15 protein-coding genes and 1 riboswitch are annotated in these 22,478 nt (G+C 67.3%); of the genes, 5 read left to right on the top strand and 10 right to left on the bottom strand.

Annotated elements, in window-relative coordinates; translation table 11 throughout:
* Nucleotides 1–58: 58 nt before the first annotated feature.
* Nucleotides 59–2,056 (top strand): VTT domain-containing protein, encoded by a 1,998-nt coding sequence (locus tag AB4Y64_RS11940; protein ID WP_441816661.1) that lies wholly within the window; start codon nt 59–61, stop codon nt 2,054–2,056.
* 12 nt (nt 2,057–2,068) lie between these two features.
* Here the strand turns inward: AB4Y64_RS11940 and AB4Y64_RS11935 are convergent, their stop codons facing one another.
* Genes AB4Y64_RS11935 through AB4Y64_RS11925 form a run of 3 tightly spaced genes read right to left on the bottom strand, consistent with a single transcriptional unit; the run spans nt 2,069 to nt 4,716 of the window.
* Nucleotides 2,069–2,668 (bottom strand): LON peptidase substrate-binding domain-containing protein, encoded by a 600-nt coding sequence (locus AB4Y64_RS11935; protein WP_441816689.1) that lies wholly within the window; start codon nt 2,666–2,668, stop codon nt 2,069–2,071.
* Between the two features lie 28 nt (nt 2,669–2,696).
* Nucleotides 2,697–4,118 (bottom strand): UDP-N-acetylmuramate:L-alanyl-gamma-D-glutamyl-meso-diaminopimelate ligase, encoded by a 1,422-nt coding sequence (gene mpl, locus AB4Y64_RS11930; RefSeq protein ID WP_441816688.1) that lies wholly within the window; start codon nt 4,116–4,118, stop codon nt 2,697–2,699.
* Nucleotides 4,119–4,137: 19 nt separating this feature from the next.
* Nucleotides 4,138–4,716, bottom strand: a complete 579-nt coding sequence (locus AB4Y64_RS11925) for an adenylate kinase (RefSeq protein ID WP_441816660.1) — start codon at nt 4,714–4,716, stop codon at nt 4,138–4,140.
* Nucleotides 4,717–4,915: 199 nt separating this feature from the next.
* On the opposite strand from AB4Y64_RS11925, the gene AB4Y64_RS11920 reads away from it, so the two are divergent.
* Together AB4Y64_RS11920 and AB4Y64_RS11915 are read left to right on the top strand one after the other, a co-directional pair.
* Nucleotides 4,916–6,172, top strand: a complete 1,257-nt coding sequence (locus AB4Y64_RS11920; RefSeq protein ID WP_441816659.1) for a 6-phosphofructokinase — start codon at nt 4,916–4,918, stop codon at nt 6,170–6,172.
* A 149-nt stretch (nt 6,173–6,321) separates the two neighbouring features.
* Entirely contained in the window at nt 6,322–7,170 is an 849-nt protein-coding gene (locus AB4Y64_RS11915) for a hypothetical protein (protein WP_441816658.1), read from the top strand.
* Between the two features lie 44 nt (nt 7,171–7,214).
* On the opposite strand, the gene AB4Y64_RS11910 is transcribed toward AB4Y64_RS11915, so the two are convergent.
* On the bottom strand, nt 7,215–7,742 hold the full coding sequence (locus AB4Y64_RS11910; protein ID WP_441816657.1) for a hypothetical protein: 528 nt from the start codon (nt 7,740–7,742) through the stop codon (nt 7,215–7,217).
* 257 nt (nt 7,743–7,999) lie between these two features.
* On the opposite strand from AB4Y64_RS11910, the gene AB4Y64_RS11905 reads away from it, so the two are divergent.
* Both AB4Y64_RS11905 and ppa read left to right on the top strand, forming a co-directional pair.
* Nucleotides 8,000–10,030: a sodium-translocating pyrophosphatase gene (locus AB4Y64_RS11905; protein ID WP_441816656.1), complete on the top strand. Its 2,031-nt coding sequence runs from the start codon at nt 8,000–8,002 to the stop codon at nt 10,028–10,030.
* Between the two features lie 754 nt (nt 10,031–10,784).
* Nucleotides 10,785–11,339 carry an inorganic diphosphatase gene (gene ppa, locus AB4Y64_RS11900; protein ID WP_441816655.1) on the top strand — a complete coding sequence of 185 codons (555 nt, stop codon included), beginning with the start codon at nt 10,785–10,787 and terminating at the stop codon, nt 11,337–11,339.
* A gap of 87 nt (nt 11,340–11,426) precedes the next feature.
* On the opposite strand, the gene AB4Y64_RS11895 is transcribed toward ppa, so the two are convergent.
* The 6 genes from AB4Y64_RS11895 to thiC all read right to left on the bottom strand — a co-directional run bounded on the left by AB4Y64_RS11895 (nt 11,427) and on the right by thiC (nt 22,112).
* Nucleotides 11,427–12,413: an aspartyl/asparaginyl beta-hydroxylase domain-containing protein gene (locus AB4Y64_RS11895; protein WP_441816654.1), complete on the bottom strand. Its 987-nt coding sequence runs from the start codon at nt 12,411–12,413 to the stop codon at nt 11,427–11,429.
* A gap of 171 nt (nt 12,414–12,584) precedes the next feature.
* Nucleotides 12,585–15,491: a TonB-dependent receptor plug domain-containing protein gene (locus AB4Y64_RS11890; protein WP_441816653.1), complete on the bottom strand. Its 2,907-nt coding sequence runs from the start codon at nt 15,489–15,491 to the stop codon at nt 12,585–12,587.
* 252 nt (nt 15,492–15,743) lie between these two features.
* Complete coding sequence (locus AB4Y64_RS11885; protein WP_441816652.1) at nt 15,744–16,652, bottom strand: helix-turn-helix domain-containing protein; 909 nt, start codon at nt 16,650–16,652, stop codon at nt 15,744–15,746.
* Between the two features lie 144 nt (nt 16,653–16,796).
* Nucleotides 16,797–19,070 carry a winged helix-turn-helix domain-containing protein gene (locus AB4Y64_RS11880; protein WP_441816651.1) on the bottom strand — a complete coding sequence of 758 codons (2,274 nt, stop codon included), beginning with the start codon at nt 19,068–19,070 and terminating at the stop codon, nt 16,797–16,799.
* 378 nt (nt 19,071–19,448) lie between these two features.
* Nucleotides 19,449–20,126, bottom strand: coding sequence for an ion channel (locus AB4Y64_RS11875; RefSeq protein WP_441816650.1), 678 nt, complete (start codon nt 20,124–20,126; stop codon nt 19,449–19,451).
* Nucleotides 20,127–20,234: 108 nt separating this feature from the next.
* Complete coding sequence (thiC, locus tag AB4Y64_RS11870) at nt 20,235–22,112, bottom strand: phosphomethylpyrimidine synthase ThiC (RefSeq protein ID WP_441816649.1); 1,878 nt, start codon at nt 22,110–22,112, stop codon at nt 20,235–20,237.
* Nucleotides 22,113–22,163: 51 nt separating this feature from the next.
* A riboswitch (TPP riboswitch) is annotated at nt 22,164–22,265 on the bottom strand.
* Nucleotides 22,266–22,478: the final 213 nt, after the last annotated feature.

The following is a 22,478-nucleotide window of genomic DNA, read 5'->3' as shown; positions in this document are numbered from 1 at the left end:
TCGTTTGCCGGCGATGGCCACCTCGCGCCGTCATGGGCCGGCTGCCTATAATCGGCCGATGGAACCGGCCTGGATCGAAAGCGCGACCGCATGGATCGCGGCAAACCCTATCGCCGCCGGCGCTGTCATCTTCCTTATTGCCTTCTGCGATGCCCTGGTCATCGTCGGCATCGTGGTGCCGGCGCTGCCATTGCTGTTCGCCGTCGGCACGCTGGTCGGGCTGGGCCACATCAGCGGGCCCTATGCGCTGCTTTGCGCGACGCTGGGCGCCTTCATCGGCGATGGTTTGAGCTACTGGGTCGGCTACCGCTGGGGCCCGCAACTGCGCGCCCGCTGGCCGTTCTCGCGCTATCCGCAATGGCTCGACCGCGGCGAAGCGCTGTTCCGTCGCCACGGCAGCATGAGCATCGTGATCGCGCGCTTCGTCGGCGCGGTGCGTCCATTCGTGCCGGCCATCGCGGGCATGCTGCACATGCCGATGCGCCGCTACGCGCTGCCGAGCCTGGCCGCGTGCCTGGTCTGGTCGCTGGCCTTCCTCGCGCCCGGCTGGGCGCTGGGCAAATCCTATGACGCGGTCGCCGCCGTCGCCGACCGGCTGGCGCTCGTGCTGGCCGCGCTGGTGCTCACCATCGGCCTGGTCTGGGCCTGCGTGCTCTACACCTGGCGCTGGTTCGCCGCGCATGCCGACAACCTGCTGGCGCGCGCCCTGTACTGGACCCGCCACCACCCGCACCTGGGCCGCTATGCCGCGGCACTGATCGATCCGAACCGTCCCGAGTCGCCATCGCTGCTGATGCTGGCGGTGTGCCTGCTGGGCATCAGCTGGGCGTGGTTCACGCTGCTGGCATCGCTGCTCGCCAGCGGTGGCCCGCTCGCCATCGACCACACCATCCACGAATTCATGTGGGGACTGCGCAACCCGTTGGCCGACCGGATGATGGCGGGGCTGGCGAGCGTGGGCGATGCCGCCGTGCTCGGCCCGGCCGCAGCGGTGGCGCTGGCGTACCTGCTGTGGCGCAAACGCTGGATGGCGGCGGCGCACTGGCTGGCGGCGCTGGTATTCGGCCTGACCCTGACCTCATTGCTGGAAGCGGCGATCGACATGCCGCGTCCGCCTACCGCACCGGCCGGCTTCGGCTTTCCGTCGGTCGCGGTGACGATGTGCACGATCGTGTTCGGCTTCTTCGCCGTGCTGATCGCGCGCGAACTGCCGGGGCGCACGCGCGTGTGGCCGTACCTGCTCGCCGGCGTGGTGACGACCGCGGTCGCCTTTGCCCGCCTGTACCTGGGTGCGCACTGGCCCAGCGACCTGGTCGGCGGAACGTTGTTCGGCATCCTCTGGCTGCTGGTGCTGGGCATCGCCTATCGCCGCCACGTCGCGCGTTCGTTCTGGATGCGGCCCCTGGCATGGCTGTTCTATACGACCTTCGTCATTGCCGCGGCGTGGCATGCACCGCGCGCGGCCGATGCGCTGCTGGCCAAGTTCGCGGCGGCCAAGCCGACCACGGTGATGCACCAGGCCGACTGGTGGCAGGGCCGTTGGGCGAGCCTGCCGGCGCAGCGCAACGAGCGCGACCAGCGTCGCCGCTGGCCGCTGGACCTGCAGGTCGCCGGACCGCTGGCGCCGCTGCAGGCGCAATTGCAGGCGCGGGGCTGGCGCGTGCAGCCGCAGGCGGACTGGGTTGCCACCGTCGGCCTGCTCGACGACGGCAAGCCGACGCTGCGGCAACCGGTGTTGCCGGCGACGCTCGACGCGCAGGCCGAGACATTGCTGATGCTGCATCCGGGCAGCAACGACGACGAGCAGTACGCCCTGCGGTTGTGGCCGGCGCCGGTGCTGCTCGACGACGGTACCCCCTTGTGGCTGGGCAGCACGCAGACCCTGCACATGACCCGCCCGCTGGGCGCCGCCGCATTATGGCTGCCGGCCAGCGATGACGGCCGCGCGCACACGCTCGTCGCCGAGGCGCTGGAGGGAATGGAATTGCAGCAGTCGCATCATCCGCACGGGGCGACGATGGTGATCCGGGTCAAGACGGACGGCCGCCAGCAATAACCAGCCGGCAGATCAGGGCAGCAGCGACAGCAACCGCTCCAGCCGCAGGTGCGGATCGTCGAGTTGCAGCAGGGCCTGTCGCTGTTCGGGTTCCAGCGGCAACAGTTCAGCCAGTCGCCAGCCGACCCATGCGGCATCGTCGAACTTCGCCTGCGGCGCCTTGGCGTGTTCGCCACCGACCTGGTCGATGATCTGCTGCAGCAGCGTAGCCAGCAGGCCATGTTCGGGGCGCACGACGTCGTCTGGATCGGGATCGCACCACTCGACCTCGGCAACCTGCAGGCCGTTGTCGCGGACACGCACCCGCCGCGCATGGAAGCGGCGCGCACCGCGCACGCGCAGGGTCAGCAGGCCATCGTCGCCGCGGCCGAAATCCTCGATCACCGCTTCGGTGCCGAACGCTGCCGCGGATGCCGGCGCGCCCACTTCCTCGCCGTGCATGATCAGGCAGATGCCGAACGCCTTGCCGTTGCGGCCGCATTCGCGGATCAGGTCGAGGTAGCGCGGCTCGAACACGCGCAGGCCGATCGCCGCACCGGGCAAGAGCACCGCGTGCAGCGGGAACAATCCCAGGGACTGGGTGGGGGCGTCGTCTGCCGGCATTGGCGCCAGTCTAGGACGAATTGCCGACCATTTCCCGCTATGCCAGCGTGGCGAGGAACCGTCGCGGCGCGCCATCGAAGCCGCCATTGGACATGAACACGACGTGGTCGCCACTGCGCACGCGTTCGCGCAACGCCGCGATCAGCGCATCGGCGTCGGCCACCGCAACGCCTTCGCCGCGCAACGCCGAGACCACCCGGGTGGCATCCCAGGCCAGTTCCGGCCGGTGCAGGAACACCACGGTGTCGGCCAGGTCCAGCGACGGCGCCAGCGCGTCGGAATGCGCGCCCAGGCGCATCGAGTTGCTGCGCGGCTCCATCGCCACCAGTATCCGGGCCGAGCCGACCTTCGCGCGCAGGCCCGCGAGCGTGGTGGCGATCGCGGTGGGATGGTGGGCGAAGTCGTCGTAGATGGTGACGCCCTGCGCCTGGCCGATGATTTCCAGGCGGCGCTTGACGCTGCGGAACTGCGCCAGCGCCGGCAGCACGGGGCCGATGTCGACGCCAATGGCGTGCGCCGTCGCCAGCGCAGCCAACGCGTTCATCACGTTGTGGCGACCCAGCAGCGGCCAGCGCACTTCGCCGATCTCGACGCCATCGTGGACGACGGCGAATGCGCTGCCGTCTTCCTCGATCATGCGCGCGGTCCAGTTGAAGCTGGCGCTTGCGGCCGCGCGTTCGTCGGCGCGGTCGCCGTGGCCCTGCGGCTGCGGCGCCAGGCTGGCATCAAGGCCGAAGGTTTCCACCGGCGTCCAGCAACCCATCGCCAGCACTTCGGCCAGGTGGTGGTCTTCGCCGTTGACGATCAACCGGCCGCGGCGCGGCACGGTGCGCACCAGATGGTGGAACTGGCGCTGGATCGCGGCGACGTCGGGAAAGATGTCGGCGTGGTCGTACTCGAGGTTGTTGAGGATCGCCACCAGCGGACGGTAGTGGACGAACTTGCTGCGCTTGTCGAAGAACGCGGTGTCGTATTCGTCGGCCTCGACCACGAACTCACGGCCGCTGCCAACGCGCGCCGACACGCCGAAGTCCTCGGCGACGCCACCGATCAGGAAGCCCGGCTCGCGCCCGGCGGCCTGCAGCAGGTAGGTCAGGATGGTGGTGGTGGTGGTCTTGCCGTGGGTACCGGCGACGGCGAGCGTGTCGCGGCCCGGCAGCAGGTTCTCGCTGAGCCACTGCGCACCGGAGGTGTAGCTGCGGCCGTCGTCGAGGACCTGCTCGACCGCGGCGTTGCCGCGCGAGAGTGCGTTGCCGACGACGATCTGGTCGCAGTCGGCGCTGATGTGCTGCGGCTGGTAACCCTGCTTGAGGTCGATGCCGAGCTGCTCGAGCTGGGTCGACATCGGCGGGTAGACGGCCTGGTCGCTGCCTTCCACTTCATGGCCCAGTTCGCGGGCGAGTGCGGCGACGCCGCCCATGAAAGTGCCGGCAATCCCCAGAATATGAATCTTCAAGATCAGGTCGTCCTAAACGAAGTCAGCCCACTTCCTTCGCCGGCACCAACGCCTCGATGATGCGGTTGAACACATCATCCAGCGAGCCCACGCCGTCGACCACGGTCAGCTGCCCGTGCTGGCGGTAGAACTCGATCACCGGTGCGGTCTGGTCGTCATAGACCTTCAGGCGCGTGCGCACCGATTCCGGGCTGTCGTCGGCGCGGCCTTCGGCCTTGGCGCGGCCGGCGATGCGCTCGACCAGCAGGTCGGTCGGCACGTCCAGCTGTACCGCGTAGTCCATCGGCTGGCGGATGCGGGTCAGCAGCTTGTCCAGCGCGTCGGCCTGGGCCAGGTTGCGCGGGTAGCCGTCGAGGATGAAGCCGTCGCGGGTGTCGGGACGCGAGAAGCGGTCCTCGAGCATGCCCAGCAGGATCTCGTCGCTGACCAGGTTGCCCGATGCCATCACTTCCTTGGCCTCGAGTCCGAGCTTGCTGCCGGCAGCCACTTCGGCGCGCAGCAGGTCGCCGGTGGAAATGTGCGGCACCTGCAGATGCTCCTTGAGGCGCGTGGCCTGCGTGCCCTTGCCGGAACCGGGCGCGCCCAGAAGTACCAATCGCATCAACATCACTCCTAGAACGGGAAAATTTCCTGGTGGCCCGTCGTGGCTCGCGGCCTGAGAGAATCGGCCGTGCGGCCCGGCCTTCGGGCGACTGCCCGCGGCGGCGCTACACTCGCTTCGACCCAGCCCCGCCGGGCAAATAGTGCGGTCAGCTTACCGCATCCCGGCCTGGTCCTGTCCCCACACCCCAGGAATGGACATGCCCTCCGGAACCCTGCTTTACGCGCAATCTGGCGGTGTCACCGCTGTCATCAACGCCACCGCCGCCGGCGTCATCGAGACCGCCCGGGCCCGCAAGGTCAAGGTACTGGCCGCCCGCAACGGCATCCTCGGGGCCCTTCGCGAGGACCTCATCGATACTTCGCGGGAGTCGGCCGCGGCGATCCGGGCCCTGGCCCATACCCCCGGCGGCGCGTTCGGCTCGTGCCGGGTCAAGCTCAAGTCGCTCGATCAGGACCGCGCCCGCTACGAGCGCCTGCTCGATGTCTTCCGGGCCCACGACGTGCGCTGGTTCCTCTACAACGGCGGCAACGATTCGGCCGACACCGCCCTCAAGGTCTCGCAGCTGGCCGCCGAGTTCGGCTACCCGCTGACCTGCGTCGGCGTGCCCAAGACCGTCGACAACGACCTGGCCGTGACCGACTGCTGCCCCGGCTTTGGTTCGGCCGCCAAGTACACGGCGGTGTCGGTGCGCGAGTGCGCGCTCGATGTCGCGGCGATGGCGGATACCTCGACCAAGGTGTTCGTCTACGAAGCCATGGGGCGGCATGCCGGCTGGTTGGCGGCGGCCGCCGGGCTGGCCGGCCAGGGCGTCGACGACGCTCCGCACCTGATCCTGTTCCCCGAGCGTCCCTACGACGAGGCGGACTTCTTCGCCAAGGTCAAAGCCACCGTCGAACGCGTCGGCTACTGCGTGGTCGTCGCCAGCGAAGGCATCCAGACGGCGGACGGCCGCTTCGTTGCCGACGCCGGCGGCGGCAAGGATTCCTTCGGCCATACCCAGCTCGGCGGTGTCGCTTCGTTCCTCGCCGGCCGGGTCAAGGACTCGCTGGGCTACAAGGTGCACTGGGCGCTGCCGGATTACCTGCAACGCTCAGCGCGGCACCTGGCATCGAAGACAGATCTCGAGCAGGCGCAGGCGGTCGGGCGCAAGGCGGTCGAGTTCGCGCTCAAGGGCATGAATTCGGTGATGCCGGTGATCGTGCGCAGCAGCGATTCGCCGTACCGGTGGAAGATCGAGGCGGCACCGTTGTCGAAGGTCGCCAACCACGAGAAGAAGATGCCGGCGGGGTTCATCCGCAAGGATGGCTATGGCATCACCGCCGCGGCGCGCCGCTACCTGGAGCCGTTGATCCGCGGCGAGGCGCCACCGCCGTATGGGCGCGATGGCATCCCCAAGTACGTGGTGCTGAAGAATGTCGCGGTGACCAAGAAACTTTCTCCCCTGCGCGACTAGCTAAGCCGATTGGCTGCGTGCTCAAATCGGCGGGCGTTGTCGGGGGACAACGCCTGGCCGCGTCGTGCCCGTTTGCGCAATCGATGCGCGGCCAAACCATCACACAGGGGAAAACCACAGTGACAAAGACGACGCTTGCGAGCGCCTTGATGCTGTTCGCCATGTCGGCGAGTGCCAAGGACAAGCTGATTGCGCTTTCCGATACCGATGCCGCCGCGATGCAGGGCAAATCGGTTGCCGTGACCATCCACGAGCGCCCGGGCTTCTCGGCGATGACCGCGGGCAAGGCCACGTTCGGCCTGCTCGGTGCCGCCGCGATGTACTCGGCAGGCAACACGCTGGTCAGGGACAACGACATCAAGGACCCGGCCGAAATCGTCCGCACGCAGCTTGCTGCATCGCTGGCCAGCGCCTATGGCGCCAACGTGCTGGCCGCCGACACCACGCCGAGCGAAGCCAAGAAGGCCAAGGAAGTCGCGGCAACGCATCCGGAAGCCGACTACGTGCTGGACGTGCGCTCGGCCGGGTGGATGTATGCCTACTTCCCGACGCAGTGGGGCACGTACTGGGTCGGTTACAGCGCCCAGGTACAGCTGGTCGACAAGAGCGGCCGCCAGCTGGCCAATGCCGCCTGCAACACGCACACCCGCGACAACAAGCATCCGCCGAGCCGCGAGCAGCTGCATGCCGACAACGCGCAATTGCTCAAGGACGTGACGGCCGCACTGGGCTGGACCTGCACGCAGTTGCTGGCCAAGGACGAGTTCCGCATCCCGGCCGACAAGGTTGCCGCAACGCCGGCGCAGTTCGCCGATCCACTGGGCGTGGCCGCCGAGACCGCCACGGCGGCAACGGTGGCTGCTGCCAACGCCGCGCCGACGCCGGCGACCGACGCCACGGCTGCAGCACCCGCCAATGCATCGGCACCTGTTGTCGAAGCCGTGAAGGAAATCACTGGCGACAGCACGGACGCCAGCGCCGGCGGCAGCAACCACTAAGCAACGTCATGCCAGGGCCGCGCATGCGGCCCTGGCCTGTTGGCCTAACGGCAGGGCGTGCCTTCAACCGCCATCTCCGCGGCAAACATCGGCACCGCCGCCATCTGCCCGGTCTGCGCCTGCTGGCGCGCCTCTTCAAGATAGATTCGCGAACGCCCCTGGGCATCCAGCGTCGGCGTCGCCACGCTGGCCGGCTTGCGCCACACCTTCACCACCGCGAACTGCGTGCCGCAGGCGGCGCTGGGCACGCGGATCAGGTCGTTGAGTTTCCAGCCGGCCTTTTCCGATGGCTTGACCTTGGCCGCATCGACGAAACGCGCACGCGGCTGGCAGGTCTCGCTGGTGCGCACCACGGCGAAGGCGTAGGGGTCGTTGGCCTGGCCGGTGAACATGCCTTCCAGGCGCGCGCAGGCCTCGGGGATCTGGCGCAGCGTGTGCACGCTGTTGAGGGCCTGCGGCTGGGCCGGCTCGCGCGTGATCTCGGGCTTGGCGTCGGTCTTGGGGTGGGCCGCCAGCGCCTGGCCGCAGATCAGGGCAAGGCTGGTCGACAACACTACGGGCAACAGTCGCATGGCAGGGGCAGCCCCCTTGGTGGCACAGGCCAAGAAGGCTGGCATGGCGGCGCTGAACGACGAATTCACGGCTGCGACGGAGGTCACAGCGCCCGCGCGCCGATATGCGTGCCAACCGGCGTGCGAGGGTGCGGGCGACGCAGGGTCTGTGCGATAGTCGGACCGTTGCGGCGGAGGCCCCACGGCCCGTGCAGCACTACAACTCAAGGTGATCGACTCGAAATTCCTGATGTGTCCACTCTTAAGGGGAGGGGTTCATGCTGGAGCAGTACGGTTTGGCATTGGCGCTGGTTTGCGCCGTCATCGCGATCCTTTACGGGATCATTTCCGCGCGCTGGATCAGCGCGCAGCCCGCCGGCAACGAACGAATGCAACAGATCGCCGGCGCGATCCAGGAAGGCGCCCGCGCCTACCTCAATCGCCAGTACACGACCATCGCCATAGCCGGCGCGGTGCTGTTCGTGCTGATCGGCTTCTTCCTGAGCTGGTACACGGCGATCGGTTTCCTGATCGGCGCAGTGCTGTCAGGTGCCGCCGGCTACATCGGCATGAACGTTTCGGTGCGCGCCAACGTGCGCACCGCCGAAGCCGCGCGCAAAGGCATCGGCCCGGCGATGGACGTGGCATTCCGCGGCGGCGCGATCACCGGCATGCTGGTGGTGGGCCTGGGCCTGCTCGGCGTGGCCGGTTACTACGTGGTGCTGACGCGCCACCTGGGCGTCACCGGTGAAGCGGCGCTGCACGCCCTGGTCGGCCTGGCGTTTGGTTCCTCGCTGATCTCGATCTTCGCGCGACTGGGCGGCGGCATCTTCACCAAGGGCGCCGACGTTGGCGCGGACCTGGTGGGCAAGGTCGAAGCCGGTATTCCCGAGGACGACCCGCGCAATCCGGCGGTGATCGCCGACAACGTCGGCGACAACGTCGGCGACTGCGCCGGCATGGCCGCCGACCTGTTCGAGACCTATGCGGTCACCGTGATCGCGACGATGCTGCTGGGCGGGCTGATGGCTGCCGATGCCGGCCACAACGCGGTGCTGTATCCGCTGGTGCTCGGCGGCGTGTCGATCATCGCTTCGATCATCGGCGCGTTCTTCGTCAAGGTGAAGGAAGGCGGCTCGATCATGGGCGCGCTGTACCGCGGCGTCATTGTTTCGGCGGTGCTGGCGGCGATCGCGTTCTACCCGATCACCACCCAGCTGATGGCCGACAACAGCCACGGTGCGATGAACCTGTACTGGTGCGCGCTGATCGGCCTGGTGCTGACCGGTGCGATCGTGTGGATCACCGAGTACTACACCGGCACGCAGTACGGTCCGGTGCGCCATATCGCGGCGGCTTCCACCACCGGCCACGGCACCAACATCATCGCCGGCCTGGGCGTGTCGATGAAGTCGACCGCGCTACCGGTGGTCGCGGTGTGCGCGGCGATCTGGGGTGCATTCGCGCTGGCCGGCCTGTACGGCATCGCCATCGCCGCAACGGCAATGCTGTCGATGGCGGGCATGATCGTCGCGCTCGATGCCTACGGCCCGATCACCGACAACGCCGGTGGCATCGCCGAAATGGCGGAGCTGCCGCCCGAGGTGCGCAACGTCACCGACCCGCTCGATGCGGTCGGCAACACCACCAAGGCGGTGACCAAGGGCTATGCGATCGGTTCGGCGGCGCTGGCTGCGCTGGTGCTGTTTGCCGATTACACGCACAACCTGTCGGCCACCCATCAGGGTGCGACGTTCGCGTTCGACCTGTCGGACCATCTGGTGATCATCGGTCTGCTGATCGGCGGCCTGATTCCGTACCTGTTCGGTGCGATGGCGATGGAAGCAGTCGGTCGCGCCGCTGGTGCGGTGGTCGAGGAAGTGCGCCGCCAGTTCCGCCAGATCCCGGGGATCATGGAGGGCACGGGCAAACCGGAGTACGACAAGGCGGTCGACATGCTGACCAAGTCGGCGATCAAGGAAATGATCGTGCCGTCGCTGTTGCCGGTCGCGGTGCCGATCGTGGTCGGGCTGCTGCTGGGTCCGACGGCGCTGGGTGGTCTGTTGATCGGCACGATCGTGACAGGCTTGTTCGTCGCGATCTCGATGACCACCGGCGGTGGTGCGTGGGACAACGCCAAGAAGTACATCGAGGACGGTCATCACGGTGGCAAGGGTTCCGATGCGCACAAGGCGGCGGTCACCGGCGACACGGTCGGCGATCCGTACAAGGACACCGCTGGCCCGGCGATCAATCCGCTGATCAAGATCATCAACATCGTGGCGCTGCTGATGGTGCCGCTGCTCTGAGTGCTTGATTTAGCCCCTCTCCCGCTCGCGGGAGAGGGGTTGGGTGAGGGCAAACCGGGCCGCGACGCGGCCCGTTTTCATTTGTGCGCCTGGTTGGTGGTTGGTGGTTGGTGGTTCATGGGGGAGGAGGTGGGGCGTATTCCGCGAACCTCCGCTTCGCTCCGTTAATCGTTCGCGGAATACACCCCACCCCCTCCTTTCCGAAGCTGCAGCCGTTTTATTGACTTCGCGTGTTGGTGCTCTTGCGCTGTGCGCGTGATGCGCCTGCAAGGTTGGGACTCGAGCTGCCGAGACACAGGGCGGGGTCCGTGCCCTACTCATTCGCGCGTCCGCTCGGTGAGCTCGGGCCCGGACGCCCGCGAAAGGATCAGGTGGTTTTAGAACCACTGAGGAGCCACGACGCTGGGTTCCCGCCTTCGCGGGAATGACGGCGTTGGGACGAAGGCCGGGCAATGAATTGCTGGAGCGTCGTTCGACGGGCCGGGGATTGATCCGCAGCGGGACATGGATGTCCCGCGCCCCGCATCGGACATGGATGTCCGATTAAGGGGCGGAGCAATCCCCGGCCCGGCGGACGGCGCCGCTCCGCAGACGGAAGCCCGCTCCTGGGGGCTCAACCCCGGCCTGCCCGCCTCGCGGGCTCCTGAAGCCCCCGCTGCTGCGCCGCAGCAGCCAGCCGCGTAAAATGCCCGGCCCGCACATCAAATCCCCCGCCCCGCCGTCCTGGCGCGGCCATCAGAAGTTGGAGCAACGCATGGGTCTGGACCTCGTCCCCACCGGCAAGAACCCGCCGGATGAGATCAACGTCATCATCGAAATCCCCAAGGATGCCGAGCCGGTCAAGTACGAAGTCGACAAGGCTTCGGGCGCGATCTTCGTCGATCGCATCCTGTCCACGCCGATGCGCTACCCGTGCAACTACGGCTACGTCCCGCACACCCTGTGCGGGGATGGCGACCCGGCCGACGTGCTGGTGATCCTGCCGCTGCCGCTGGTGCCCGGTTCGGTCATCCGTGCCGTGCCGGTCGGCGTGCTGAAGATGAGCGACGAGGCCGGCAGCGACGAGAAGATCATTGCCGTGCCGGTGCCGAAGATCTTCGGCGGCTACGCCCACATCACCGACATCGAGCAGGTCTCGCAGCACTGGCTCGATCGCATCGGCCACTTCTTCGAGCACTACAAGGATCTCGAGAAGGGCAAGTGGGTCAAGATCGAGGGCTGGGGCAATGCCGTTGAAGCCAAGTCGATCCTCAACGACGCGATCGAGCGCTACAACGCGACATCGGAAGAAGACAAGCCGAAGTTCTGAGCGCGGCCACCAGGCCGTGAGCAGCGAAGGCCGCCGCAGGGCGGCCTTCTTCGTTTGGTGCGGCGCGTGCCTTGCAGCGCGCGTGCGCTAGGCGTTGTCGCCGACGTCGCGCTGCTGCGCGGCCGATTCGGCCTGCGCCTGTTCGGCGCTCACCGCGAACTTGCACACGATCGTCATCAGCGCGTTGTACCAGCGCAGTTCGTTCTTCAGCACCATCGGCTGGGCCGGCGTCTTGATCTCTTCGATGAAGCGCTGCAGCACCGCGCGGTAGCTTGCGTGCCCTTCCGGGCGATCGCCGTACTGGAACCACAGGCCCTGCCAGGTCCTGGCGAAGCGCGTCGTGATCTGCCGGGCCTGCGCCAGGTTCGGATGCGGCACGGCGTCGGCGAACAGCAGGCCGAGGTGATCGTTGAGCTCCCACGGCGTCATCACCGCCGGCACGTTGACCGTCTCGCACGGGAAGCGGGCGACCACGCCCGGCTGTATCGGCACGGCCTGCTGCTGCCAGCCAAGCCGGGGCGCATCGTGCGGACGGCCACGGTTGACCATGTCCCAGAACAGGCCGCCGCCGACCGTGTCGACCACCAGGTGCACGCGCGATTCCACGGCGTCATTGAGCACGCGGTGCTGGCGCCAGGTGTCGAAGATCCAGCATTCGCCGGCCGCCATGTTGATCGCGGCATCACCGCATTCGAAGCGCACGGTCGGCTGGGTCACCACCGGGATGTGCACGCGCACCCGCTCGGCCCAGTAGTAGCCCTGGTCGGCGTGGCGGGTGACCTCGGCGTGGCCGGACAGGCGCATCAGCCGGCTGCGACCGGCGGTGACGCCCAGGCTGGCGAAGACCTGGCTCAGGTACGGGCAGCGCTGCAGCTCGGGCGTGGGTGCCATCGGGCCGGAAAACGCCTCATTGCCGGCATCGCCATTGACCGCCACCAGCGGCAGCATCGAGTTGCCCGGAAACCCCTGCGGGTGCGGTCGCCACGGGCCCTCGCCGAGGGCGGCGATCTCCGCGGCGAGCACGCCGGCGTCGAAGACCAGGGGCAACTGGATGAAGGGCACCTGCAGTTTCATTGCGGATCCGGCCGGAAAGACTGCGGCTATCGTACCGTCCGCAGCGCCCGCCGCCAGACCTGGCCTGCCAGCATCCAGCGCATCGCCAGCCCCAGGGACTCGGCACGGGGCCAGAAAGAACTACGGCCCCTTTCGGGGCCGTAGTGGTCTTGCGTCTTGCTTTTCAGCCTATCAGAAGCGCTGCTGGTACTTGAGGTACATGAAGCGACCGATGTCGAAGCCGCCGTAGTACGAGAAGCCCGAGTTCGGCTGGTTGTAGGCCGGAGCTGCGTAGTGCTCGAACACGTTGTTCGCGCCCACTGCAACGGTGGCGTTCCACGGTGCATTCCAACGGACCTGCAGGTCGTGGAAGGTGTTGGAACCCAGCTCGTTCATCGGAACGACGGTGCCGTTGGTGTCCGGAGCCTGGTAGTTCGGCAGGCTGCAGCGGTCGTCGAAGTAGCAATCTTCCTTCGTGCCCGAGTAGTAGCGCATGCCCCAGCTCACGCCGAATGCACCCTTCTCCCACGTCAGGTTCATGTTCGAACGCAGGCGGAAGTTGCCGTCGAAGCCGTTGAGCTGCTGCGGTGCGCCTTCCAGGCTGTCGGTCTTGAGCTCGTTCTTGCTGACGTAGGTGTTGAGCCATGCCACCGAGAACTTGCCGTAGTCGGTCGCCAGGCTGTAGTTGACGTCGAAGTCGAAGCCTTCGGTCTCCTGGAAGCCGGCGTTGCGGCCGCCGAACGACAGGAAGGTCAGCTCACCGGTGTTCGGGTCACGCATGAACGTGGTGGCGCTCTGGCAACGCGAACCGATGCCACGGATGTAGCAGTCGTTGAGGATGTCGGTCGGGCTATCCGGCACGATCGTGTTGTCGATGCGGATGTTCCACCAGTCCAGCGTCAGGTTCAGACCTTCGGCGAACGTCGGGCTCCACACGAAGCCCAGGGTCTTGGACTCGGAGGTTTCCGGCGTCAGGTTCGGGTTGGAACCGGACAGGAACGGGATCGGCGACTGCTCACCCGGACCGGCGGCGACGCCACCGGACTGCGCCGGCTGGCGGTAACCGGCCGGAACGTCGGCCAAGCATGCTGCGCTGCCTGCGGCCGAACCGAACGAGGTATCGCACGGGTCGGTGTAGTCCTCGAAGCTCTGCGAGACGCCGCCGTACAGGTCGGCCACGGTCGGAGCACGGAAGCCTTCAGACCAGGTACCACGCACCAGCAGCTGGTCGAGCGGCTTCCAGGTGAAGCCGAACTTGCTGTTGGTGGTGTCGCCGAAGGTGTCGTAATCCGAGTAACGGGTTGCGAGGCTGACGCTCAGTTCCTTCGCGAACGGCAGGTCGGCCAGCAGCGGGATGCTCAACTCGGCATAGACTTCGTCGAGCGAGTAGCCACCGCTGGTCGGGCCCGAGGCCAGGTCGGTCGAGATGCCGGTCTGGGCCAGTGCGTCGGGCGAGAAGTAGCCGCTTTCACTGCGGTACTCGTAACCCACTGCAACGCCGACGTCGCCGGCCGGCAGGGTGAACAGCGTGCCGGAGATGTTGGCGAAGTAGCTCTTGGTCTCGGTTTCCGACAGTGCCTGGCCAGGCAGGTACAGGAATGCCTGCACGCCCGGGTCAGCCAGACCGCCCTGGCCGGTCACGCCGGCCGGAACCATCGGGTTCCACGGCGTGCACGCGCCCGGACCGAAGCCCAGCGGGATCGGATCAGCAGCGGTACCGCACTGGACAACGCCCTGTGCATTGAGGAACGACGGGCCCACAGCCTTGGCAACAGCGGCAGTGTTGAGGTTGCCGGTGCTGATCTGCTTGCCTTCGTTCTGGTTGTACAGGTAGCCGACATCCCAGTCCCAGAAGTGCTCGCCGGTCTGGAACGAACCGCTAAAGGCACCGGTGAAGCGGAACGTGGTCAGGCTGTTGTTGACTTCACGCGGCACGTCCCAGCCACGGCGGATGAACTCGACGTCTTCGCCAGCACCCGGGTTGGCGCGGTTGCCGACCGGGTTGTAGTAGCTGTCAGCCGAGATCGGGGTGTGCCAGTTGCCACCCGGATCGACCGACTGGTACGGGTAACCGGCGTTCTGTGCGAACGAATCGCGGTCGGTGTACAGCACATCCGTGTCGAAATGGATGTTGTCGGTGATGTCGAAGGTGCCATTCAAGAACACCGAACGACGCTCGATGCCCGAATAGACGGTCGACTGCTGGTTCGGGTTGCTGACGTCGGTGCCGTTGCGCGGACGGTAGTTGGCGAAGTCGGAAGCATCGCGGTCCTGTCCGTCACGGATCAGGTTCCAGCGGCTGCCGTCGGCGCGGATCATCGTGCCGAACTGGTTGGTGGCCGACAGGCCGCCCGGACGCGGCGTGCTCTTCTCGCCGGTCGGGAAGCGCACTTCGCTGAACCAGCGGTCACGCGCCCACACCGGATCTTCCTTCGAGTACTCGACGCCGGCCGTGACCGAACCGCGGTCGCCGGTGAAGCCCATGACGAAGTCATAGACCTGGCGGGTGCCGTCGCCCTGGTCGTACTGACCCATGTAGGCATTGGCTTCCGCGCCGTCGAAGTTCTTGCGGGTGATGATGTTCACCACGCCGGCAATGGCGTCGGAACCGTAGATGGTGGAGGCGCCGTCCTTCAGGACTTCGATGCGCTCGACCATCGACGCCGGGATCTGCGCGACGTCCTGCAGACCGTCGTTGGTGATGCCCAGGCGCTTGCCGTTGACCAGGATCAAGGTGCGGTTGGCACCGAGGTTGCGCAGGTCGATGTACTGGCCACCGACGGCTTCGCCCGAGGACAGCGGCGAGGTACGGCTGATCGCCGGCGAACCGACGGCGGTGATGTTCTGCAGGATGTCGGCAACCGAGCTGAAGCCCTGGTTCTCGATATCTTCGCGGGTGAGCTGGAGCACCGGTGCGGCGGTCTCGAGGTCGACCTGGCGGATGCGCGAGCCGGTGACTTCGATGCGATCGAGGGTGGTAGCGCCCTGCTGCTCGGCGGCAGCTTCCTGGGCGCTGGCAAACGCCGGCGCCAATGCGATCGCGATGCCTGCCGGCAGCATGCCGACGCGCATCGCGGTGCGCAGATTGCGATGATTCATTTATCTCTCTCCAGATAACTGTTATGGGCGTGTTAAACGCCGATCAAACTTACGTTCCGGGAGGCTCTGCCGCTTTGCGGGTAGCGCTGAGAGACTTTGCTCAATCGGTCTGCGAGGGCACTTCCGCAGTCCGGGAGGCATAAAAGAAAAGCGGCCGTTGCGGCCGCCTGGGAATCGTGTGGCATGCCGTCGGCGGTCTCGCCAACGTTGGCAAGACCGCGTGGACATGTGTGCTGCCAGGCGCGTGGCCGGTCAGGTACCGGTGCGCCCCAGCGCCTTGCTGCTGGACTTCGCGGCAGCGACCCGCGCCGGAACGGAAGCGCTCCGGTAGCGGCTCGCCGACTGGCCGAAACGGGCGCGGAAGGCGCGGGCGAAACTGCAGCAGTTGTCGAATCCGCTGGCCGCGGCCACTTCGCCGATCATCATCGAGGTGCTGGTCAGCAGGTCGGCCGCGTGCTCCAGGCGCATGCGCGCGGAGGCCGCCTGCGGGCTTTCCTCATAGAGACTGTGGAAGGTCTTGGAGAAGTACCAGCTGGAGAAGCTGGTCAGCTCGGCCAGCTCGCTGATGCGGACCACGCGGTCGCAATTGCCTTCCAGGTACAGGCGCGCACGCTGGAGGCGTCCGAACACCTGGCGCTTGCGGCTGCGCGAGCGGCCCGGGCATCGCGGGATGCGCGCGGCCAGTTCGCCCTGGACGCCGGCCAGGTGCAGCAGGATCGGCCGCAGCGAGGCGGTATCGAGGGTCGCAGCCGACGAGTCGGCCAGGCGGGCGGCAGCCTCGCGCCACAGGTGCAGGGCGATCCGGGCATCGCGGCGCGGCATGCTGCCGCGGCCGGCATAGAGGCCGCGATCGGCGAACCGGGTCATTTCGCGCAGGGCATCTCCGGACAGGGTGAGACCCACGCAGACACCGAAACGGTCGGCCTGGACGTTGGGCTTGGAGTCCTTCTCGAAGGCGATCCAGTCACCGCGTCGCAGCCGGAACTTGCCTTCCTTCGCCTCGACCCACGAGCTGCCATGCATCTGCACCCAGATCGAGAAGCCGCCCGCCAGCTGCACGCTGCCCAGGCGCGAAACGCCGATGCAACCACCTTGAACCGCGCCTTCCGGCGTGTCGAGCTGCAGTAGCTGCCCGCGGTCCGCCCATTGCACTTGCTCCATTTGGTCCACCTCATGTGCCGAGAATGGCTAATGGATTTGCCTGAGACGGCCGTCTACGTCAGGAAAGTTGGCGGAGACTTATACGAATTCGCACCGAACGATTAACCGAAGGACTTCCGAAAGCACTTTCCTCTTTTCTTTCAATCACCTGCCCCATCCGGGGACAAATGCTTTCGGTTCTTCCGGCAGCTCCATGTAACCGATATCGGCGCCGTCCCACTCGATAAGTGCGACGTAGGCCACATCTCCGCGCGGGCCACCGAGGCTGAAACCGTTGATCGCCGAGCGCCGGGTCTGGTCCATGCAGCTCGCCACGGCGGCGGTGTCGGCCGGGACGATCCGGCGCAGGCTGGCCGCGCAACCCTGCAGTTGTTCCAGGTAACGGACCTCGCCGTCGGGCGCCAGCGCCCACAGGCGATAGCGGTCGGACGTCGGCTCGACTTCGTCGATACGGGTGACGCTGGCGGCGCTCAGGTCCAGGTCGGCCTGCCACAGGCCGCTCTCGGTGAGGCGGGTGAACAGGATCCGGTTGCGCTCGCCATCTACCTGGAAGTTGGAGACGCCACTGATCCGCGCCAGCGACCGCCACGGCGTCAGGCTGCGGTCGTACAGCCGCAGCTGCGGGTGGCCGTCGGCGTTGGCCGACAGCACCAGCAGGCGCTTCGGGTCCGGTGTGTAGCGGGCCTGCAGCGGGTCCGGTTCGGGCAGCTCGAGACGGACCACGCGGCCATTGGCGGGGGTGACTTCGTGCAGCACGCCGTGGCCGGTGGCATCGACACCGGTGGCCAGCATCCGTGAACTGTCGCTCGACCAGGAGGGGGCGTAGCGCGTGCCCGGCCGCACCCCGCTCATCATCCGCAGCGTGTCGGGCTGGGTCAGGTCGCCCCACCACAGGGCATTGCTGCCGGAGCGGTCGGAAACGAAGGCGAGCTGGCGGCCGTCCGGGGCGATGGTCGGCAGCAGGTCGCGCGAGGTCGAGGCGAACAGCGGCTCGACCACGTGGACGCTGCCCTTGCCTTCCGGCGCCAGGGCGACCCGGTACAGGCCGAAGTATGGCCGCCGCTGGACGAAGGCCATGGCCCGGCGGGCCTTGGCGGTGACCGGCGACTGCGCGTCGTCCAGTCCCATCGGCTGCGCCTCGCCGGTGCCGCTGTCGAGCTGGAACATCCGGTAGTCGCCGTCGATCATCACGCTGAACAACAGGGTCTGGCCGTTGGGCAGCCAGTCCCAGCCGCGCATGTCGGCGCGCAGGTGGCTCAGCCGTTCGGCCCTGCCGCCGGCGGCGGGGATGCGCCAGAAATCTCCCAGCGGCGAATTGCGCACGAACACGATCCACTGGCCGTCGGGCGAATAGCGCGGCGACGAATCCAGATCATCCGCGTCGTGGTCGTAAGGCAGCGCGCGCCAGTCGCCACTGTCCAGGTCGAGCAGGCGCAGGCCGAGGCTGCCGCGATCGCCGGGCATGCCACCGAACAAGAGGCCATTGCCATCGGGCGTCCAGTCGAAGGTGGGCGGGCTGCGGTAGTCGCAGTTGCCCACCTCGTGCTCGCCGCGCGCGTTGGGGGTGACCACACGGACGCTGCAGGTAGTGCCGGCGGTGCGGATGAAGGCGATCCAGCGCCCGTCCGGCGACCACACCGGGGCGCTGTCGTCAGCGCCCTCGGGCGGCCGGGTCAGCAGGCGCGGCTGGGTCTGTTCGGTGGTCTGGACCATGATCGAGGTGCCGCGCTGGCCTTCGGGCAGGGCAACGTAGGCGACCATTCCGGCGTCGGGCGACAGCGTCGGCGACAGCTCGAAGCCCGGCATCGACGTGATCAGGCGGTACGGGCGCTCGATCCGCAGCCCCTGCGACACCGCGGGCGGCGCCGCCGCGGCGCCGCCATGCAGGCTCTTGCCATCGCGGAACAGCGCCCAGCCCAGCAGCGCCGACACCAGCACCGCCACCGCACCGACGGCTGCCGCCAGCGAGACCCAGTTGCCGCGCGGCATCGATGACGCCGGCAGCGGCACCGGCGCCAGTGGTTCACTGGGATCGGCCGGCGCGATCGCCGGGTACTTGGATGTGGTCCGCGACGGATCGGCCCAGCGCGCATCGGCCTGCTCGGCGGCCATCGCCGCGGCCTGCGCGTACAACCATTCCACCGGTGCCAGCAGGCGGTAACCGTTCTTGGCGATGGTCTCGATGTAGCGCGGATTGCCGCGCTCGTCATCGAAGGCCTTGCGCAACTGGGTGATGGCCTGGGTGACGACGTCATTGGTCGGCAGCGTGTCGGGCCACACTTCGGCCATCAGTGCGTCACGGCTGACCACACGGCCGGCCTGCTCGATGAGCACCAGCAGGACGGCCATGGACTTGGGAGTGATGCGCAGCGGCCGCCGTTTGCCGGGCGCCCGGATCTCGCGTAGCGGCACGTCCACCAGACAATCGCCCACGCGCAACCGCTCAGACGGTAGCGGTTGCGATATTGGCTCGATGGGTCGGGGCATGGATCCGAAATGGTGGACAGCAAACTGAACAGCCGTCATGTGCCGTTCGGTCTGGATCCTTCCAATTGACCGATGCGGCAAATCGCGTGGGCGCTATCGGGAAAGCGCTGCTCAGGAAGACATTCTAACGTCTGAGAGGCTTAACCCCATTCATTGGGGTGGCTCCAGGCCCTCTCTCGCCGACGTCCTACAGAATTCTCTGTTCCACCATTCGCGCTTCGGCGCGTTTTTTTTGCCCGCTGCGCCCCCGCGAGGCCGCCGGGGCGGGCTGGAGCTCCCGGAACGGCCAGGCCGCCCAGCCGGCGCGCCTCACTTGCGCAGGATCGTCAGTCCGATCAGGCGCGACACCACCACCGCGATATAGGCCACGCCGGCGAACTGCTCGAGCATCACCAGCACCCGCGCCGGCGACGAGATCGGCAGGACGTCGCCCAGGCCGGTCGCCGACAGCGTGGTGAAGCTCAGGAACAGCAGCTCCAGCCATGGCCGCGGCTGGCCCGGGTTTACCGCGCCGGTGAAACTGCCCGGATGCAGCGCCTGGCAGACGAAGAAGACGTAGGCAAAGCCCCAGGCCAGCAGGGTGAAGGTGGCGCCGGCAGCAAACAACTCGTCGGTGGTCACCTTGTGGTCGCCGAGCATGTAGGAGATCAGGCTGGTGGCCGCATACAGGTACAGCAACGCTTCCAGCGCGGCGGACACCGTCACCAGCGAGTGGTCGTCGATCAGCACGCCGACGATCGACAGCAACAGCGCCGGCACCGCCAGCACCCAGGCGATCCAGTTCTTGGCCGGGCTGTGGTTGACCACCAACACCGCAAGCACGATCACCACCACGCCGAACGCGCTGAACAAGACGCGGCCGGCGCGCATCTCGTCGAACAGCGGGTACAGCACCAGGCTCAGCAGCTGCACGCCGAGCAGGAACGCCGACGGATTGCGGCGCGCCCGCACCCGCCAGCGCAACCAGCCCATGTGGGTCTCGGCCATCTGCTCACCTCGTCCGTGTGATTGCGGCAGAGCGTAGCCGAACCGCGCGCCACCGCGTGGTGATGGCGCGCGGTGACGGCCCGCGGTGACGACACTCCCCGGGGGCGATCAGGCCTTGTGGTAGACCTGCGCGCCCTGGGCGAGGAACTCGGCCGACTTCTCGGCCATGCCCTCGTCGAGCGCGACCTGTTCGTCGACGCCGTGCTCCTTGGCGTAGTCGCGCACATCCTGGGTGATCTTCATCGAGCAGAAGTGCGGGCCGCACATCGAGCAGAAGTGCGCGACCTTGTGCGCATCCTTGGGCAACGTCTCGTCGTGGTACTCGCGGGCACGCTCCGGATCCAGGCCAAGGTTGAACTGGTCCTCCCAGCGGAATTCGAAGCGCGCCTTGCTCATGGCGTTGTCGCGCGCCTGCGCGCCCGGATGCCCCTTGGCCAGGTCCGCTGCATGCGCGGCGATCTTGTAGGCCATCAGGCCCTCACGCACGTCGTGCTTGTTGGGCAGGCCCAGGTGCTCCTTGGGCGTGACGTAGCAGAGCATCGCGGTGCCGAACCAGCCGATCATCGCCGCGCCAATGGCGCTGGTGATGTGGTCGTAGCCCGGCGCGATGTCGGTGGTCAGCGGCCCGAGCGTGTAGAACGGCGCCTCGCCGCACTCGCGCAGCTGTTTATCCATGTTCTCCTTGATCAGCTGCATCGGCACGTGGCCGGGGCCTTCGATCATGGTCTGTACGTCGTGCTTCCAGGCGATCTTGGTGAGCTCGCCAAGGGTTTCGAGTTCGCCGAACTGGGCAGCGTCGTTGGCGTCGGCGATCGAGCCAGGACGCAGGCCGTCGCCGAGCGAAAACGCCACGTCGTACGCCTTCATGATGTCGCAGATGTCCTCGAAGTGCGTATAGAGGAAATTCTCGCGGTGATGCGCCAGGCACCACTTGGCCAGGATCGAGCCGCCGCGCGAGACGATGCCGGTGACGCGCTTGGCGGTGAGCGGTACGTAGCGCAGCAGCACGCCGGCGTGGATGGTGAAGTAGTCCACGCCCTGCTCTGCCTGCTCGATCAGCGTGTCGCGGAAGATCTCCCAGGTCAGTTCCTCGGCGCGGCCGTCGACCTTTTCCAGCGCCTGGTAGATCGGCACCGTGCCGATCGGCACCGGCGAGTTGCGGATGATCCACTCGCGGGTCTCGTGGATGTGCTTGCCGGTCGACAGGTCCATGACCGTGTCGGCGCCCCAGCGCATCGACCACACCAGCTTCTCGACTTCCTCGGCGATGCCCGAGGAGACCGCGGAATTGCCGATGTTGGCGTTGACCTTGGTCAGGAAATTGCGGCCGATGATCATCGGCTCGCTTTCCGGGTGGTTGATGTTGTTGGGAATGATGGCGCGGCCGCGGGCCACTTCGTCGCGCACGAATTGCGGCGTGATGATCTGCTGGATGTTGGCGCCGAAGGTCTCGCCGGCGTGCTGGCGCAACAGGTGCGCCTCGCGGATCGACTCCAGGCGCTGGTTCTCGCGAATGGCGATGAACTCCATCTCCGGCGTGACAATGCCGCGGCGCGCGTAGTGCATCTGGGTGACGTTGGCGCCTGCGATCGCGCGGCGCGGCAGCGGGCGGTTGCCGAAACGCACGGCATCGAGCTTGGGATCGTGCTCGCGCTTGCGGCCGAACTCCGACGACAGCCCCGTCAGCGCCTCGGTATCGCCGCGCTCGGCGATCCACTGCGCGCGCAAAGGCGCCAGGCCCTGGGCGAGATCGATCACCGCGTTGCTGTCGGTGTACGCACCGGACGTGTCGTACACCGCCAGCGGCGCATTGTCCTCGCCGCCGAACATGGTCGGCGTGCGCGCCAGCGCGATTTCGCGCATCGGCACGCGGATATCGGGACGCGAGCCCTCGACATGGATCTTGTGCGAACCCGGGATCGGGCGGGTGACGTCGCCGGACAACTGCTCGGCCTGGCGGATCAACTCGGAGGGGACTGCATTCATGACGTTCGTCCGGATGGGGGCGGGACGAAGCGGCGGCGCGCACCGCGGCGATGGCGGTGTCGCGAAGCTTCCCTACGGCGGTCTCAACCGCATCAGGTTCGAAGGGTCTGTCTCAACCGGCGCCACCTGGCGCAGGTACCCCCGCTTCAGTGCGCATTTGACCACGCGAACGCGATGCGGGCCAGCACGGGGCGGCCGAGCGCCAGCGCAGGTTTCGTTTGCAACTGTTGACAGCCACGGAAAGCGCGTGGTTCTCTCGCTTCCATGACGCATCGCAACATGCCGCCACAGACGCCGCCCAGCCTGGTCGATGACCAGGCCGCCGCCGTCGTGGCCATTGCGATTACCACTGGTACCGGTACCACT

The sequence above is a fragment of the Lysobacter sp. TAF61 genome (genome assembly GCF_052113485.1).
Lineage (GTDB): Bacteria > Pseudomonadota > Gammaproteobacteria > Xanthomonadales > Xanthomonadaceae > Lysobacter_J.
The sequence above is the reverse complement of the archived record's forward strand: the minus strand, read 5'-3'. Positions and strand labels throughout refer to the sequence as shown.